Origin of the sequence: Pseudoalteromonas sp. DY56-GL22, assembly GCF_041414715.1 — a bacterium.
Lineage (GTDB): Bacteria > Pseudomonadota > Gammaproteobacteria > Enterobacterales > Alteromonadaceae > Pseudoalteromonas > Pseudoalteromonas simplex.
Genome location: NZ_JANHZR010000010.1, coordinates 54,065 through 71,446, shown reverse-complemented (window position 1 = coordinate 71,446; position 17,382 = coordinate 54,065). Strand labels below are relative to the sequence as shown.

Sequence of the window (17,382 nt, the reverse complement as noted above, 5' to 3'; positions counted from 1 at the left end):
CTCATTCCTTAGTATTATAACTCAGATTCTTTAATTGCGTTTAAAACACGTTTAGCAGATACAGGATAAGGTGTCCCTAGTGTTTGTGCAAATAAAGAAACACGTAACTCCTGTTGCATCCAAAATATCGCACTGATCTCTTCAGGAATTGGCATTCCCTTAGGGATTTTGTTCGCTAGTTTTTGATATTGCTCGGCTACTTTTTCAAGCTCAAGTACACACAACCTATCGCGGTTAGGGTCAACAGGTAGCTTTTCTAAGCGGCGTTCAATGGCTTTTAAGTAACGAATTAAATCCGTCATCTTTGCTGCCCCATGCTGGCTAACAAAGCCTTTGAACACTAAGCTTTGTAACTGTGATTTAATATCACCGTGCGCTGTTATCATGGTTAGATCAACGCGTCCTTTCATCCGTTTATTTAAGCCATGTGCAATACTTAGCACTTGCTCTACTTGGGTGGCAATCTCAACCACCGTGTCACCAAGCTCACCACGAATTTGCTCTTTCGCTTTTTCAAACGCATCTGCAGTGCGGATGTTGCCATATTTAGTTAGTAGGCTATCGACGGCTGCAGCGATACAGTCATCAATTAAGTCATTGACCTTACCAAACGGATTAAAGTACAAACCTAATTTAGATTTATTCGGTAAATTTTGCTGTAAATACTTAATCGGTGATGGCACATTTAATAACACTAAGCGACGTAAACCTTGTTGGTGCGCCTGCTGAGCTTTGTGTTCATTATCAAATAACTCAACCGCTGCTGAGTCTTTTTTATCCACCAGCGCTGGAAACGCTTTGATTTCGTATTGACCTTGCTTTTTCACGTAAGAACTTGGTAACTCACCAAAACTCCACTCGGTCAAATCAGCTTTCTCTATGCCCTTGTCGGCTACTTTCGATAAGGTATCCGTTACCTTACCTTGTAACTGAGCTTTTAGTTTAGATAAATTTAAACCGCGAGCGAGTAACTTATCGTGTTCATCGCGTACTTCAAACTGTAAGCGTAAATGCGGAGCAAGGGTTGATAAATCCCATGCATCTGGCTCAACACGCACACCTGTCATACGTAATAAGCGCGTGCTAATTGCATCAATTAAGTTGCCTTGCATCGGCTCGATTGCAGCAAGTACCGCATCGGCGTAGTTTGGCGCAGGCACAAAGTTGCGACGGATCGTTTTTGGTAGCGACTTGATAAGCGCACAAATTAATTCATGTCTAAATGCAGGAATATGCCAATCAAAGCCAGTTTCTTGCACTTGGTTTAACAGTGCTACCGGAATTTGTACCGCAACACCATCAACGGCTTGGCCTGGATCAAAATGATAAGCCAGTGGTAATAACAAGTTCTCTTGCTGCCATGTATCTGGGTAATCGAACTCGGTGACATGATCGGCACCATGCTGCATTAATTCTTCTCGAGACATATGCAAAAAGCGCTTATCTTTTTGTTTTTGTCCCTTCCACCACTTATTAAACGCAGCACGATTATTTACATCTTGCGGAATTTTCTTGTCGTAGAATTCAAATAAGGTTTGTTCATCAACCAAGATATCACGGCGGCGAGATTTATTTTCAAGAACCTGAATATCTTCTATTAACTCTTGGTTATAGTGTAAAAACCCTTCATTTTGACCCAGCTCTTGCTCTACCAACGCCGAGCGAATAAACAACTCGCGACTTACTTTTGGATCAATATTGCTATAAACACAGCGGCGCTTATTAACAATTAATAGGCCATACAGGGTTTGCTGTTCAAACGCGATAACTGCACCTGGCTTTTTCTCCCAATGCGGTTCGCTGTAGCTGCGCTTTACTAAATGCTGTGCAAAGCCTTCAACCCATTTTAGGTCTATGCGTGCGTTGATCCGCGCATAAAGTTTGCTGGTTTCAACAAGCTCAGCCGACATAATCCATTTTGGGCTCTTTTTAAATAATCCTGAGCCTGGAAAAATATGAAACTGGCTATTGCGTGCGCCTTTATAAATTTGTTTTTCATCTTTAAAACCAATATGACTTAGCATACCGCTTAATAAAGATTGATGGATTCGTTCGCTATCAGCAACATTGGTAGTGGCCTTCATGCCCATTTCATTACACACAGTTGATAGCTGATAAACAATATCTTGCCATTCGCGGATCCGCATATAGGCTAAAAAGTCTTTTTGGCATAACTTTCTAAATTGGCTATTGCTCAATTCAGATTGCTGCTCTTCAAGGTAATTCCATAAATTTAAAAAGGCGATAAAATCTGAATCTGGATCGTCAAAACGGCCGTGCTTTTCATCCGCTGCACCGCGTTTTTCTTGTGGTCGCTCTCGTGGATCTTGAATCGACAATGCCGCAACAATAATGATCACTTCACGCAGTGCACCTAAGCCATCGGCAGTCAGCACCATTTTCGCTAAACGTGGATCAACCGGTAAACGGCTTAAACTTCTGCCTGATTTAGTAAGCTCAGTCTTTTTATGACGTTTAGCTGGCTTAATGGCTTCGAGTTCTTCAAGTAGCGTTAAACCATCGTTGATATTTCGGCTATCTGGCGCTTGCACGAACGGGAACTGTTGCATATCGCCAAGCCCTAAACCAAGCATTTGCAAAATAACAGAGGCTAAGTTGGTGCGTAAAATTTCAGGATCAGTAAACTCTGGACGCGAATTAAAGTCTTCTTCGCTATATAAACGAATACAGATACCCGCTTCAATACGACCACAGCGGCCTTTTCGCTGATTGGCACTAGCTTGTGAAATTGGCTCAATCGGTAATCGTTGTACCTTGGTACGATAGCTATAACGGCTGATACGCGCGGTACCTGGGTCGATAACATAGCGAATACCCGGCACCGTTAGTGATGTTTCAGCCACGTTGGTGGCTAAAATAATATGACGGCGGCTATGCGGCGCAAAAATTCGGTTCTGTTCAGCGTTTGATAAACGCGAATATAACGGTAAAACATCGGTGCCTTTGAGGTTTCGCTTTGATAACGCATCGGCGGTATCACGAATTTCTCGTTCACCGTTCATGAAAATTAGAATATCGCCGGGACCTTCATCACACAACTCATCAACGGCATCAAAAATACCCTGTAATTGGTCACCATCCGCTTCCATCTCATCTTTATTGATTTCAGTGGTTGGTCTGTAACGAACCTCTACTGGGAAAGTACGACCTGATACTTCAATGATGGGTGCATCGTCAAAATGTTTAGAAAAGCGCTCAGGGTCAATTGTTGCTGAGGTAATAATAACTTTTAAGTCAGGACGTTTTGGCAGTAAATTTTTTAAATAGCCTAAGATGAAATCGATATTCAGACTACGTTCGTGGGCTTCATCGATGATGATGGTATCGTACTGGTTTAGGTATCTGTCTTGTTGAATTTCAGCCAACAGAATACCGTCTGTCATCAATTTAATGTAGCTATTGTCAGAAACTTGGTCACTAAAGCGAATTTTAAAGCCCACTTGTTGACCTAGCTCGCATTGCATTTCTTCTGCAATACGATTCGCGACACTTCGAGCCGCGAGTCGACGAGGCTGCGTGTGGCCAATGTATCCATCAACACCGCGGCCAAGCTCTAAACACATTTTTGGGATCTGCGTCGTTTTACCAGAACCTGTTTCACCGGCAATGATCACCACTTGGTTATTGGCAATCGCCTGTTTAATATCATCTTTCTTTTGGCTAACAGGAAGTTGCTCTGGGTAGGTCACTTTAGGTAAGGCAGTCAAACGTTGCTCGCGCAATTGCTGCGAACGGCTAATATCTTCAGCTATTTTTTGCGCTATGCTCGCTTGCTTAGTTTCATCGTTGATTTTTTTGATGCCATGAAGGCGTTTTTTGAAGATGAATTGATCTTTGCGTAAACACGTTTTTAATTCGCCAAACAGCGGACCTAGGTTAACCACCCGATACCCTTATATTTCTTAACCAATAGACTGATATTGTATCAAATAATCTATCAGGTGGTCATGGCTTTATTTAATCCGTTCGGTTGGAATTGGCATTGCACATACATCGATAAAATTGGGGCTTTCAACAAACCACGCTTCTACTCGGTTTTTACGTGCTTCGATAAGGGCTTTAAATGCATTTGAGTCTGTTTTCATCACCCGAAATTCACTGTTATCAGTGTCTTTAATATCTGCTAATACTTGCATATCGGTGATGGGGTTAAATGCCTGACCTTCAGTGGCTGTACGCTGCAATAAATTAAAGTGTTCCATGCCTTCTAAAACACGACCAAACACGGTGATATTACGGTCTAAATAGCGCTGGCTATTGCCAATGGTTACATAAAATTCGGTACCACCCGAATTGATATCATTATCGCGGGCCATGGCAAAGACCCCTGGGCAATGTACTTGCCATGTTTCTGTTTGGCTTTGGTTTTGTGCCACAGCAAAGCCATTTAAAAAGCCCGTTTTAGTGGCATAGCCATCAGGCCCTTTAAGCTCTGTAATCGCTAAAGGCGTCTTTGTGCGTAGATAAAACTCAGCAGGTAACCCTTTTTTGGCATTTTTAACGGGTTTACTTTCGCTAGCATCCCCGCCCTGCGCGACAAACCCTTCAACAAATCGATACACACTTAGGCCTTGATAAAACCCTTCTTTGGCAAGCTGTCGCATGTTATTTGCGTGAATGGGCGCTAATTCATCGTTTAGTTCGATATAAGCCGCACCCGTAGGTAAGGTTAATTTAATGACGTTTTCGGCACTGACTTCTCGCCACTCACTGCTACTTGCGGTCATAATGATTTCGCCAGCAGAACGTTTTTGACTAGTTTCTTTTGCATCAACATCAATTGGTGCAGCTAAGAAGGCACCAAGGCATAAGGTTAATAGACTTAATTTCATTGTTATTATCTTTTAAGTAATTGAGAATTCAGCCTATTAACTTAAACCTAAATAAGCAAGTAAAAGCGATGTTTGATCACAAGCGTAGGTATTAATCCCAATCAAACTTATAAAGAATATCAACATTTTGATTCAAACCACTGGTCACCTCAATATACAGTTGCGACAGCAGTTGATAGCGAACCGCCACTTCACTTAGTGAATCAAAAATGCCAACACTGTATTTCACTTGAATACCCGGAGTAACGTAACCAGATATTTCGACTTTGGTGTCATCCCCGCTGCCGCTTGAACTTAAGCTGACATCAGACAAACCAAAGCTTTCACCAATTTTAGATACCACACCCTCACTACGGTTTACACCTTGGGCAAGCAATAATTGGGTGAGCATCGCATCTGTTGAACTATCTCCTTCATCAAGAGGTTGCCCATTTAATAAATAAGCCAATGCTTGGGCTTGGTCCATCGCAGGCTCTGAGAAAACTTTTAAGGAAGGCTGTTCAACATTACCAGTTAACGTAATACCCGCAATCACGCCATTCGAGGTGTTATCAGGATTACGAATTGCCTTAATGTTCAAGTACGGTTTATCAATTGAGCCGCTAAAGCCCACCTGACCGGTACGAATTTGCAAGTCTTGACCAAAAGCACGATAGGTACCTTGAACTAGGTTTAACTCACCCGTTGCTATCATCGGCGTAACTTGGTCCATGCTGATGTTTATGTCACCTTCAACTTTCGACTGTAAGCCAAACGAGTCAACGCGCACATCATTCTCAACCAACACCTTTAAGTTAATAGCATAATCAAAGGGCACTTTTTCTGACTGTTGCTGCTCAATATCAACAATGACTTCATCATCGCTGACTTGCACAGCACCTTCTGGTAGCTCTTCAATCGCAATACGTCCCCATGGCACGACGACTTGGCCATCAAGATTAAACGCATTATTTTTTAACGACATAGTTAAATCTGGAGACACTTTAAAGGTGACATCTTGCTGAGCACGAACAAAAAACTCTTTACCGTTTAATCTCACGTCAACGTCCGGTAAATCTTGCTGCCAATCAACACCGCCTGATAAATTAAGCGCGCCCCCTTCGGTGTCTTTAAGCTCTCCCGTGAGCTTTGCACTTTGGTTATTAAAGGCAATGTTCACATAAGAGTTTTGCAGCGACACCGGCAAGGTAGCCCCTTCTAGATTGATTTTTTCGACATCAAAATCACCATTGAGTAATGGCTCTTTTAAAGTACCTGCGATTGCTAACCGACCTTTTATGTCGCCTGTTAGTTCCTCAAGTGAAGCTATAAAAGGGCGTAAGTTTGTTAACTCAATTTTCTCAATAACCAAGTCGCCCGCTAAGGTCTGTTGATTTTGAATATCATCAATGTTGAGCTCTGACGTCACTTTACCTAATACAGATGAATCAACTGTGGCATTAAGTTTACCCATTTGCGCATCGCTCATTGCCGATATATCTAAAACCTCTATCGGTAACTTATAAACATTTGCGTCATCAATTAAAGATGCTTCAAGCTGGTTGGTTTTGATATTGGCACGAATCGTTTTCAATGCACCATTATTCCAATTAGCAACAAACTCCCCGTTTGCATCGCCAGTTACTTTCAAGTTATCGGGTAAGAAGTGTTTAAATTCAGCAATTGATAGCGCTGCAAGCTGTGCATTTAACTGGCCTAATTGCTTAGTTTGCTGCAAGGTCTCAAAGCATAGTTTTGAGTTATCACTTTGCCAGCAATGCGCGCCTACATTAAAGTCAAAGGTTTTGGTATTTACTTGAATATTAACTGGTTTATTAGTGCCAAAGCGCACCTGATTATCGGTAACAAGAATTTGGCTTAGCGCACCTTGCCAGGTTTCTTTATTAAATTTACCGTCTACATCAAATGATGCCTTGCCTTGATCTGCATCGAGTAAAAAAGTTAAATGATGATCTGTTTTATCGCCACTGGCGTCTAACTCAATTTGATTAATTTTGTGTTCGCTAATCGATGCAGAATCGAGCACCAGTGATACATCCGTTTGCCAATCTGCTGCGTAATCAAATTGCCCTTTTAATGTTAAACCATCAACCTGAATATCTTGATAGCTCAATGTATTAAGGACTAGATTTAAATCAACCGTTGGCGCAAGACGCTCACCACGTAAGCTCAAATCTGCAAAGCCCTTGCCTTGCATAGGCAAGATATCTTGACCACTTGCATCTAGACGCAATTTACCGTCTACACGCCATACGTCATCAACCTGTCCCGATAGCGCAATTTCATTTTTACCGCTTTTCACTTCAAGTTTTTTAAAACTCGCATGCAGGCTGCTATCAAGTTCAAAATCCGACAACAAGGTCACTGGCACTTCATTAACTGAACCATTTAATTGCGTGTTATCTAAGGCAAGCTGCCACTCACCTGCCTGTAAATTAAATGAACCATTAAATTCACCAGATAAATCACTGCTTAATGCATCCGTTAAGTATTGGGCTTTTAAGTGGCTTAAAACCCCTTTAAACTCGCTTTTTATCCCGTTCGACCAATCAACTGATGCGTTAATGTCTGCTTTACTGTCATTAGCATTGAGGCTTAACTGCTCAAGTTTTGCGTTTGTTAAACTACCTTGTAATTGCGATTTCACAGTCATTGCAGGTAATGCGTCTAACTGCGTTACTAGGCTCAAATCGACAGCATAAGCATCGGCATGGCCTTTGGCTTTTAAATCAAAGTCCGATAATTGCAGCTGTTGTGTGTCTGTGGCAATTTGCCACTTTGCTATCTGGCCTGTTAAATCAAATGGGTAATTTGTTTGTTTTAAATTCACAGCCCCTTTTAACTCTGCTGGGTACGCTCCTTGCGTTACTAAATCTAATTTTAAATCCTCAAGCGGGCCCCAAAGCGATAACTTCGCTTGATGCTCAGTGCTTTTTACAGACACTGCTCCCTCAATTGTATTTTCACCAGAAAGCTCTGCCATTAAATTAGAGTGCAATTGCCATTGCTGATAACTTGCAGCAAGCTTTTCAAGATTAATATCGCTCCCCTTAGCAGACGCAACTAATTCAATATTTTCGACTAGCTGAGCCTCTTCAGCACCATAAGGGGTTACAGCAACTTTACTGATTTGAAATTGCTTTAACTCAATATTAATCGGTAGCGTAATATCGAGTGATGGTAATGCTGGCAGCTCTGTTAATGGCGTTGATTTAGGCTGCTCTTTTGCTTCGTGTAGCATCATAGCAACATCAGCAATGGTCAGTGTATCCACTGTAATATCCGATGCTTCGCCGTGAGCACTTAAGTTTAGTTTGTTGACTGTTACATCGGCACTCGGGTGTGCTAGATTAAAGCGATTAATTGCAACACGCTTAACAACAATCTTCATAGGTAAACTAATTTGTGTGACTTGCTCAACATTAGGTTCTGTTTCAGTGCTCTGCTCAGTTGATGCAGCCTGACTTTTAATATTTAAATCAATCGACTGGGCGCTTAAATTATCAAGACAAACCCCATCACAACGCCACCAAAATAAATCAATTTTTAGCTGCTTTGCATCAAACTTGATGCTTTGATTTTCAAAGTGAACATCAAACGCATCGTTATATAGAAAACGACCAGATGGCAACTTGATTGATAAGCCATCAACTAACTTATTCGCCGTGAATGCAATAAAGTGATTACCAGGCGCGGTGAATAACAAACAAAACACAATAACTAGCAAACTTGCCAGCGTAATTAAAAGAACCTTGGTTATCTTTTTTAACATCTTCATTAGATTTCAGGCCCTATGGTAATACTTAATCGGGTACTTTTGCTTTCTTTTGTTAAACCCCAAGCATGGTCGATACGTACAGGGCCAACCGGTGTTAAATAGCGAAAACCAAAACCGGCACCAACTTCGACGCGATCACTAAAATCATTAGTCGCAGTACCACTATCGACAAATAAGGCTGCGCGCCAATGTTCAGCAAATTGATAGTTATATTCAACAGTGCCACTCATTAAATATTTACCACCAATTAAACGCCCTTCCTCATCTTCAGGGGAGATAGATTCATAGGCAAAACCACGTACACTCTGATCACCACCGGCATAAAAACGCAGTGATAACGGCACATCATTTATATTATCGACCAACATGGCACCTAGATTGGCTCTTAAAAACAGCATATGGCGATCTGCAAAAGTAGTTAACCAGGCATTTTGCAGTTGTAAGCGCAAAATATTGGTTGAAGACATCATATCTTTTAAACCAAACTCGACTGACATCATCCATTGATAGCCTTCATAAGGCGTTGTGCCCCCCTCGGTGTCTTTTTTGGCATAACTAATACCAGGCATCAGCATTTTTGCGCTTTGTTCTTCATCCCCTATTCGATAGGTCTCGTAATCACGTCTTAGAAAAGCAGTACGTACCCAATCGTCATCAGTGAGCCACTGCCGCTGAAGCTGCCCTGTGAATATACGGCTGTATAAATCGTTGGTTAATTCATCTTCAAGCTTGTAACCCACAGAAAAGCGCCAAAGATCATCATTAGGGTCGTCAACTGGCACCGTATAGCCAAGTGAAATATCTTGCTGGCGCTCAGATACATTGAGGTTACTTTCTAAATAGTGACCATCTTCGGTGATCCAAGGCTTGGTCCATTTGAAACGGACTTTTGGTCCAAGGTCAGTGCTATAACCACCACCCACTTCATAACTATTGGCAGGTTTATGTAATACATCAACGTTGACAGGCACTTGGTTATTTTTACGTTTTGCAATGTCTGCATACACACGAACACTGGCAAAGTAAGGGGTACTCGACAGTGCTAAGTTGTAATCAGAAATCTCGGTCGCCTTATAAGGCTGACCTTGTTTAAATTCAGCCAGCGAACGAATGTATTTTTCGGCTGGAGTCTCACTACCAATTGTGATGTCACCAAACTGATAACGGGGCCCAGTATCGACATTGAAAATGACTTTTGCGCTATTATTTTTTAGCGAAACTGCCAATTTATGCTCATGCCATTTTGCATCAAAATAGCCTAAGTCTAATAGTTGGCTTTCAATACGTTTTCTTGCGGCCTCATATTTACCGTGATTTAAAAAATCACCTTGTTTGATTTTGATGCTGTTGACGGCAGACATAAATTCAGCGTCATCTTTACCGGCACCCGTGATAGTCACGTTAATATCTGCAATACGGGTAGCAGGACCACGTTGAACATCAACAATTAAAAGCTGCTGAGCATCATCGAAACTAATTTTGATTATCGGCTTATAATAACCAAGCGCCTTTAAACTCATTTCAACTTGGCTTTTAGCGTGACGCCTTAAAGCCTTAGAAGTTTTTTCATCGACCAGTTGCTTAATGTAAAGCTCAACGTTTTTTTCGAGATCATCACTGATCCCTTGAATTTTATAATCTTTAATAACAGTTGAGGCACTAATTGCGTGCTGGCTGTATGAAAAGCAGATAAACACAAAGACAAAAAAGAAATGCCGAGTATACAAAAAATATCCTTACTTTTTTGGAAGAGTCATAATCTAAAATGAGTACAAAAAGATACTAGCACAGTGCAATAGCCACTGACATAATTGAAATGTTAAAATTAGTACGCGTTAAACAATTATTTTCGCTACAATAGCGGATAATACCTAGATTTATAATGAATGAGCGACTAAATGCACTTCCCTGATGACGAAAACGGTCAATTATTAGCTGAAATTGCTGACGCTGGTGTCGATTTAACCAGTATGCAAACTATCGATTTCTATATTCTTTTTGAACAAAAGTCTGAAGCAGAAAAATTTGCTGAAGCCATTACAAGTGATGAACTTGCCCCTTCAACAGAGTTAGCCAAATGCCCAGATACAGGGGTGTGGGAAGTAATTACTCATGTGAAGATGGTGCCAGATCACACCTTACTTAGCCAAACAGAACAATACTTAGAAAGCATTGCTAATAGCCATAATGGTTATGGCGATGGTTGGGGGTTGATGGCCGAAGAAGAATAAGCCATTCCCACAATCTCGTAAGGGGATCAATTTAATTGATTCGCCTTACGAAAATTGCCCTGATAATCAAATAGCTTTTCAGCCACTTTCCAACCGTATTTTTTATTTTTACGCGCAATCACAAAATCGGGTGCAAGCAGTTGCTGTTGTAAATTGACAACCTGTTCCGCGCTTTGCCATTCCATTGGGGTAAAACCAGGTGCTGCTCGCTTACCAAACTGCTTATTAAAAATAAATCGTCCGGTGTCATTTGCTAAGTTAAATACCTCATCACAACTGGCTCCATCTTCATCATAATAGCTAATTTTAAGTAAACCTTTTGCGAGCACTTGAGCTGACAAACCACTACACCTTAATACCAAGGCATCTTTTAAATTTAGTGCTTCTCGTAGTTTATCATCAGGGTCTGCCATCATGGTACCACAGGACTGACACTGCCTTGCAGCAATATCATTTTGTTCACCACACTGCTCACATTCTTTAAAACGAAAACGATAATCACACTGTATTTGCTCTTCACCATCGTCCAGCAAGCCTTGGCAGCGCCTACCAAAATGCTCAATCACTTTGCCTTCGCCATCAGTTTTACCCCAAAAAATATTCGCAAATCCACAGCCAGGGCATAGCACTTGAACTGGCTCATTATCACTTTGCGCTTTTTTACTCCCTACCTCTGGGTAGAACAAATCAAAGCCATTACCAGCATAATCAATAACTAAGCAGTCTTTTTTTCCTTCGCTTAAACGAAGGCCTCGACCCACTATTTGTTGATATAAACTGACAGATTCGGTGGGCCGTAAAATCGCAATATAATCAACGTGAGGGGCATCAAAGCCCGTCGTGAGTACGGATACATTAACCAAATACTTTATTTTTTTGGCTTTAAATTGATTAATAATTCGATCACGCTCGTTATTATCAGTATCACCGGTGATAAGTGCCGTACTACCCTCAGGTAAGTAGCCAGTAATTTCTTTGGCATGCATCACGGTTGCAGCGAAGATCATCACACCATGACGCTGTTCACTGTACTCTATTACTTGCTTGATAATGGCTTTTGTCGCGCGGGTGCTGTCTTTTAATAACGCATTCATATTCTCAATGCCGTAACGACCAAATGAATCACTCGGCAGTGATGAAAAGTCATAATGGCTAATAGCTGCATCGACTTCATGAGGCGGCGTTAAATAGCCGTTTTTGATCATATAGCGCAGCGGTAACTCAAAAATACACTTTTTAAATGGTGCGTCTTTATCACCTCTAACAAAACCATGATAGTGATGATGATAAACCCAGCCCATTCCCATACGAAATGGTGTTGCAGTTAAACCAAGTACTTTAAGATTGGGGTTTTGTTTTTTTAGACTCGTTATCACCTGCCCGTACTGACTTTGTTCATCACCACTGACACGATGACATTCATCAATGATCAACAAAGAGTAAGCATCTGTAAGCTTATCGGTATTACGTGCCAATGATTGCACACTCGCAAAGGTCACTTGCTCCGTTAATGACTTTTGTTTTAACCCCGCAGAAAAAATACTTGCCTTAAAGCCAAAGCTAATATACTTCTCGGCGTTTTGTTCTACCAATTCTTTAACATGCGCAAGCACCATAATTTTTTGTTTGGCAATACGCGCAAGTTCAGCAATAACCAGGCTTTTTCCAGCCCCTGTTGGTAACACAATTAGTGCTGCGTCATCTGTTTGTCGAAAGTGAGCAACCGTGCGCTCTACGGCCTCTTGTTGGTAGGGTCTGAGTACGTACTTCATGTTATCGGACTATAATCGACATAAAAAAGGGAAGCATACGCTTCCCCTGGTATTCTTTAAAGCAAAAAATTAAGCAAGGTGTTTTGTTAAATCGACACCTTGGAATGCTTTAGGTCGTTTACCACGGCCTGTCCATTCTACAATTTCGCCATTAAATTCGATGCGGTACTTGGGTTTAACCTTAGTGCGTTTGTCTGTTGTTACTACATCCTGTAGATCTTCTAATGTAAGTCCTTTTTCTTTTAGTAAATCGAGTACCTCTTTTTTAGCTTCTTGCTGTTGAGTATATTTCTCGATAGCTGTGTCGATTAGCTGTTTTGCTTTTTCTAATTCAGATAATGACGCAGATTTTACAAAAGATCGGATTTCTTTCATTGAGAGCTCTCTTTAATATTAAAGTTAAGTAAAATGTATAAACATGAGTTAGTATATGCCCTATTCATAAAATAATCTATTCGACTCTAATTCTTTATCCTAACTTTTTATTATACCCATGCTCTGATCTGAACAATGACGTCTTTTAACTCAGTAATTAAATCAATAACAATGGCAGTATCATGATTATCAATAAACGTCTTTTCCGTATCTACAATTAGTTTTGAGATAGGTGGATATTGAAGCATGACAAGCGCTCCTTTCAGTTTATGAATAGCAGCAGACACTTTATCCAACTCATCACTATTGAGGTGATCTTCTAACGTACTCAAATCATCCTGCAAACTATTTATAAATACCTCTGCCAACATTTTTGCATCACTTTCGTTACCAAAAACATTAAGCCAATGCTGTATATCTTTGATCCCTTGCAAACTTACATTCTTACTATCTGTAATAATGTTTTCATCGTCTTTATTAAGATCAATAAATTCTGCAAGCCGATTATACAATTCATTAAGTTTATACGGCTTAAACAAAACACTGTTCATGCCTGAGCTGAGAGCTATATTTAAGCAGGTCTTAGAGTCATCTGCAGTAAAACCGATAATTGGCAAGTTCTGGAATTTTTCTATCGTCCTGATCTGTTCGGCTAACTTAAAACCATCTAAGTGAGGCATATGGCAATCTGTTAAGAGTAGATCAAAGTCCCCTTCTTCAAGCGCCCTTAAAGCAGCTAATCCATCCTCGACCATTACAGCTTTTATACCTAATTTTTGACATTGTTTTTCAAGTAATAATTGATTAGTTTTATTATCTTCAGCAATTAAAATCTGGCCATATAAATGCGCTTTATCTGGGCTAATTATATCTAAGGTGGTATGAATATTATTAAGTAGCTCTCGTAATGAATCGGGATAAAGTGGTTCGATAGGTAGTAAATGACAATTACAATCATTTACTTGTTGAGTATTTCGGCTTGATGGCACAATAGTATACTTAGCAGCAATGCCTGCTTTTTTAGCACGCCACTGCTCTCCTAGTAACTCAACCATGTATTGCTCATCAATAATTAAATTTTCAGTCTGACTAAGTTCAGATAACTCCAAGGGCCAATCAAGTATGGTATGTTTGACTGCCATGGTTCCAAGCAGCCGGACCAGCTCTTCACTTTTACTACAAACAATCCAATACCCAGATGATGTGCTTAATTGAGGCTTTTTAGTATGTTGCAATGGGATAGATAAATAAACATGCGTCCCCTTGCCGTATGTGCTAGACAAAGTGATACTGCCTTGCATCGCGTCAACCAGCTGTTTTACTAGCGCTAAGCCTAAGCCTGTTCCGCCAAATTGGCGTTGAAAAGAGTTATCGGCTTGCTCAAATGGTTTATAGATTTGAGCAAGCTCTTCAGTTGTCATCCCCTTACCGGTATCTGTAATTGTGATATTTAACAACTGTTTCTCAAACTTTACCTCGCAAGTTATTGAGCCCTGACTTGTGAATTTAACTGCATTACTTAGTAGGTGTGATAAAACATGCATTAAATGATTAATATCAACCGATGTCGATGTGTAAGCAGCAGTCAGCCAATTTAATTTGAAATGAAGTCCCTTCTGTTTAGCCTGATGTTCATGTGCTCGTAGAATGCGACACAAATGAGTTTCCAAATCAACATTCTCAACCACTACTTCGATGTTACCCGTACTAGTGTCTGCAAAATATAGAATATCATCAACTAAACCTTGTAGTTTAGTTACTGAAACCTCAATGTGTTCGATTAAAGTAGATTGCTCACTGTCTACTTGTGATGATTTTAAAAGCTCAATAAAACCATTTACCCCAGATAAAGGTGTCCTTAATTCATGACTCATCGTCGCAATAAAACGACTTTTAACTAAATCAGCTTGAAGCGCCTGTTGGTTGGCCTTATTTAATTCAACTTGATGATGTTTGAGTAAGCTAATATCTAATAAGATACCATTCCACCTAACCCCTTGTTGTATGTCATTGCCTTTTGTTTGTGCATTGGCAATATAACGGCACCAAACTTTTTGGCCAAGATTATTAATTCTAAACTCAATATCAATCATGCCTTTGCGCTTACTTGCTTGCTTAAAGGCTTTAGCTATTTGCACCCGGTCTTCATCAACAATACAAGGGGAAATACATCCGGTCATACCGCGGCTATTGAGTTGTCTTGATGTTACCCCCAATAAACTTTGCGCCCCTTTGCTAATATAGGTATAACACCCTTCACCATTATCATAATATTCATACTGAAATACCCCGCCAGGGATAGTATCAGTAATCGTTTGTAATAATTGTTGAACCGCTTGGTTTTCCCTTTGAAGGTTATGATGTTCAGTCAAATCAGTGATGACGGTCATAATCCCAGCCAACTGACCATCAACTCCAAGATATGGCTTTTTAGTGTAGAGAAGCTCAAGCTTCTTTCCTACTTTATTGGTAAAGTTCATTTGACGATTAAAAACTTTTCCAGAGTGCAAGCTTTGCTTATTCTGCGTCAATAACTGGCTAACTTGTGCTAACTCGTCACGTAAATACCGTTTTTTTTCGTCCCATAAATGAGCAAAATTATCCTTATAGGCTTTGTTCCACATTATCCTTTTTTGCTCAGAATCTTGTATCACTACCATTGTAGGTAAATCATCGATGAGTTTTTGAGTGAAGTTCAATTTACTTAACGCAACTTGCTCAGCCTCTTTTCGTTTTGAAATCTCACGGTTTATGGTAATCCGCCAGCTAACAAAATAAATAATCGAAATACAGATAAGAATTAAGGTTAAAATTGCAGTTGTATTAACGGTGGTTTTGTCATATCCACGCTCGATATTAAAAATACCATGACGATTGACAATATGATTGAAGTCATTGCTCGTTAGTGTTTTGAAAAGGCTTTCAAGTAAACTGACTAATTCAGTAAAGTTTTTATTCACAAGGAAATAGATCGGCTGATTATATCGGTATTTAGGGTTGATATAAAATTCGCCTATGTAAAACTGATTTAATTGATATGCCGCAATGCTTTGCGGTAAGATAACACTATCAATCGTGTCGTTCCTCAAAGCATAAAAAAGTGTCACAATTGAGCTAAATGACACCGTTTCTAAATTCTCAGCACTTGGCAGCTTCTTTTTTGGATCTGCAAACAGATCTATATAACCAATACGCTGAGTTTTACTCGAACGTTTAGAAATTAAAACCATTTCTACGCTTACGTGCGGCGGTAAAGCAATCAAAACACCTTCATTAATTCTTGTTGGTGTCATCGTCGGAATGAGATCGATCTTATTCGCTAAAAATAATCTTTCTAATTCTTTGGAATTTGCAGCAGGGATATATTTAAACTGGAACCCACTTCGTTCAGATAGTAACTCAAGGGTATCATTTAAATAGCCTGTAGCTTCGCCAATTTGATTTGTGTCATTAATTGGAAACAAACCATCAATAAACGAGAACGTAAGTAAATAATTATTGTTGCCTTTCACACTTACTTTATTGAATTCACGTTTGAATTGACTATAGGCTTTTGCGGCCAAATATTCTTCACTTGCCGAACTTTCCCATAATTGTTTCGTGGTTGGAGAGATAGATGCTAAAAAAGAATTAACTTGATTACGTAAAGCCGTCTTCTGTTGGTTGAACATGACATGAAATGTTTCACTAGAAAGCCAGATAGGACTTACAACTTTAAGACCGTCTTTACCACGATTTTTTAACTGATGAGACAAAACTGAATAATCACCTAAAAAAGCATCAAATGAGCCATCCGCCACTTTTTTAAACGCATCATCTGGTTTTATAAAGCGATTTATATAAAGCGCCCCATTTTCTGCTAGATATTCGCAATGCGAACTCCCAGTGATACAAACCCATCGTAAACTAGCAAAGTTCTTTAAGGCACTATTCGCAATAGATTGATTTACAACTATTCCTCGAGGACCTTCCATAAAGGGTGTTGAAAATAAATAATGTTTTTTACGTTGCGTGGTTTTATTCAACCCAACCGCAAAGTCTATTTCACCAGCTTTAAGTCCGTCCAGAAGCTCGTCAAGACTGTCGTAAACTCGGTACTCTAAATCGGCACCAGCTAAACGCGCTATTTCGTTACTGTAACCAACAATTACACCAGTATATTGACCATTTGCGTCTTGGGTGTGATAAGGAAAAAAATTATAACTTACGATACCCGCTTTGAGTTGCGTCGCAGAAGCAATACAAGAGAATAAAAGCGTAATAGCATAGAGGTAAAAGAGAAATCGTCGTTTCAGAACTAAACCAAGCAAAAGTAAATAACTAGATACATTCTAGCAGTGAAATTTAAATACTCAATTTTTGTTTAAAACTAG

General features: G+C 40.0%; 8 protein-coding genes. 1 reads left to right on the top strand and 7 read right to left on the bottom strand.

Annotated elements, in window-relative coordinates; all coding sequences use genetic code 11:
* Window positions 1-14 precede the first annotated feature (14 nt).
* The 4 genes from hrpA to NO991_RS18150 all read right to left on the bottom strand — a co-directional run bounded on the left by hrpA (window position 15) and on the right by NO991_RS18150 (window position 10,358).
* Window positions 15-3,905 carry an ATP-dependent RNA helicase HrpA gene (gene hrpA / locus NO991_RS18165; protein WP_138602111.1) on the bottom strand — a complete coding sequence of 1,297 codons (3,891 nt, stop codon included), beginning with the start codon at window positions 3,903-3,905 and terminating at the stop codon, window positions 15-17.
* Window positions 3,906-3,974: 69 nt separating this feature from the next.
* Window positions 3,975-4,853, bottom strand: a complete 879-nt coding sequence (locus NO991_RS18160) for a peptidylprolyl isomerase (protein ID WP_138602109.1) — start codon at window positions 4,851-4,853, stop codon at window positions 3,975-3,977.
* A 91-nt stretch (window positions 4,854-4,944) separates the two neighbouring features.
* Window positions 4,945-8,631 (bottom strand): translocation/assembly module TamB domain-containing protein, encoded by a 3,687-nt coding sequence (locus NO991_RS18155; protein ID WP_371352264.1) that lies wholly within the window; start codon window positions 8,629-8,631, stop codon window positions 4,945-4,947.
* Window positions 8,631-10,358, bottom strand: coding sequence for an autotransporter assembly complex family protein (locus NO991_RS18150; RefSeq protein WP_287203676.1), 1,728 nt, complete (start codon window positions 10,356-10,358; stop codon window positions 8,631-8,633). Before NO991_RS18150 ends, NO991_RS18155 begins: the two co-directional genes overlap by 1 nt.
* A gap of 171 nt (window positions 10,359-10,529) precedes the next feature.
* Between NO991_RS18150 and NO991_RS18145 the strand changes: the two genes are divergently transcribed.
* On the top strand, window positions 10,530-10,862 hold the full coding sequence (locus tag NO991_RS18145) for a ribonuclease E inhibitor RraB (RefSeq protein ID WP_300421061.1): 333 nt from the start codon (window positions 10,530-10,532) through the stop codon (window positions 10,860-10,862).
* A 26-nt stretch (window positions 10,863-10,888) separates the two neighbouring features.
* Here NO991_RS18145 and NO991_RS18140 read toward each other — a convergent pair whose 3' ends face one another.
* The 3 genes from NO991_RS18140 to NO991_RS18130 form a co-directional block, all read right to left on the bottom strand.
* Window positions 10,889-12,634, bottom strand: a complete 1,746-nt coding sequence (locus NO991_RS18140; RefSeq protein ID WP_371352263.1) for a DEAD/DEAH box helicase family protein — start codon at window positions 12,632-12,634, stop codon at window positions 10,889-10,891.
* 69 nt (window positions 12,635-12,703) lie between these two features.
* Window positions 12,704-13,009, bottom strand: coding sequence for an H-NS family nucleoid-associated regulatory protein (locus NO991_RS18135; protein WP_054553670.1), 306 nt, complete (start codon window positions 13,007-13,009; stop codon window positions 12,704-12,706).
* A gap of 110 nt (window positions 13,010-13,119) precedes the next feature.
* Window positions 13,120-17,319: an ATP-binding protein gene (locus NO991_RS18130; RefSeq protein ID WP_371352262.1), complete on the bottom strand. Its 4,200-nt coding sequence runs from the start codon at window positions 17,317-17,319 to the stop codon at window positions 13,120-13,122.
* Window positions 17,320-17,382: the final 63 nt, after the last annotated feature.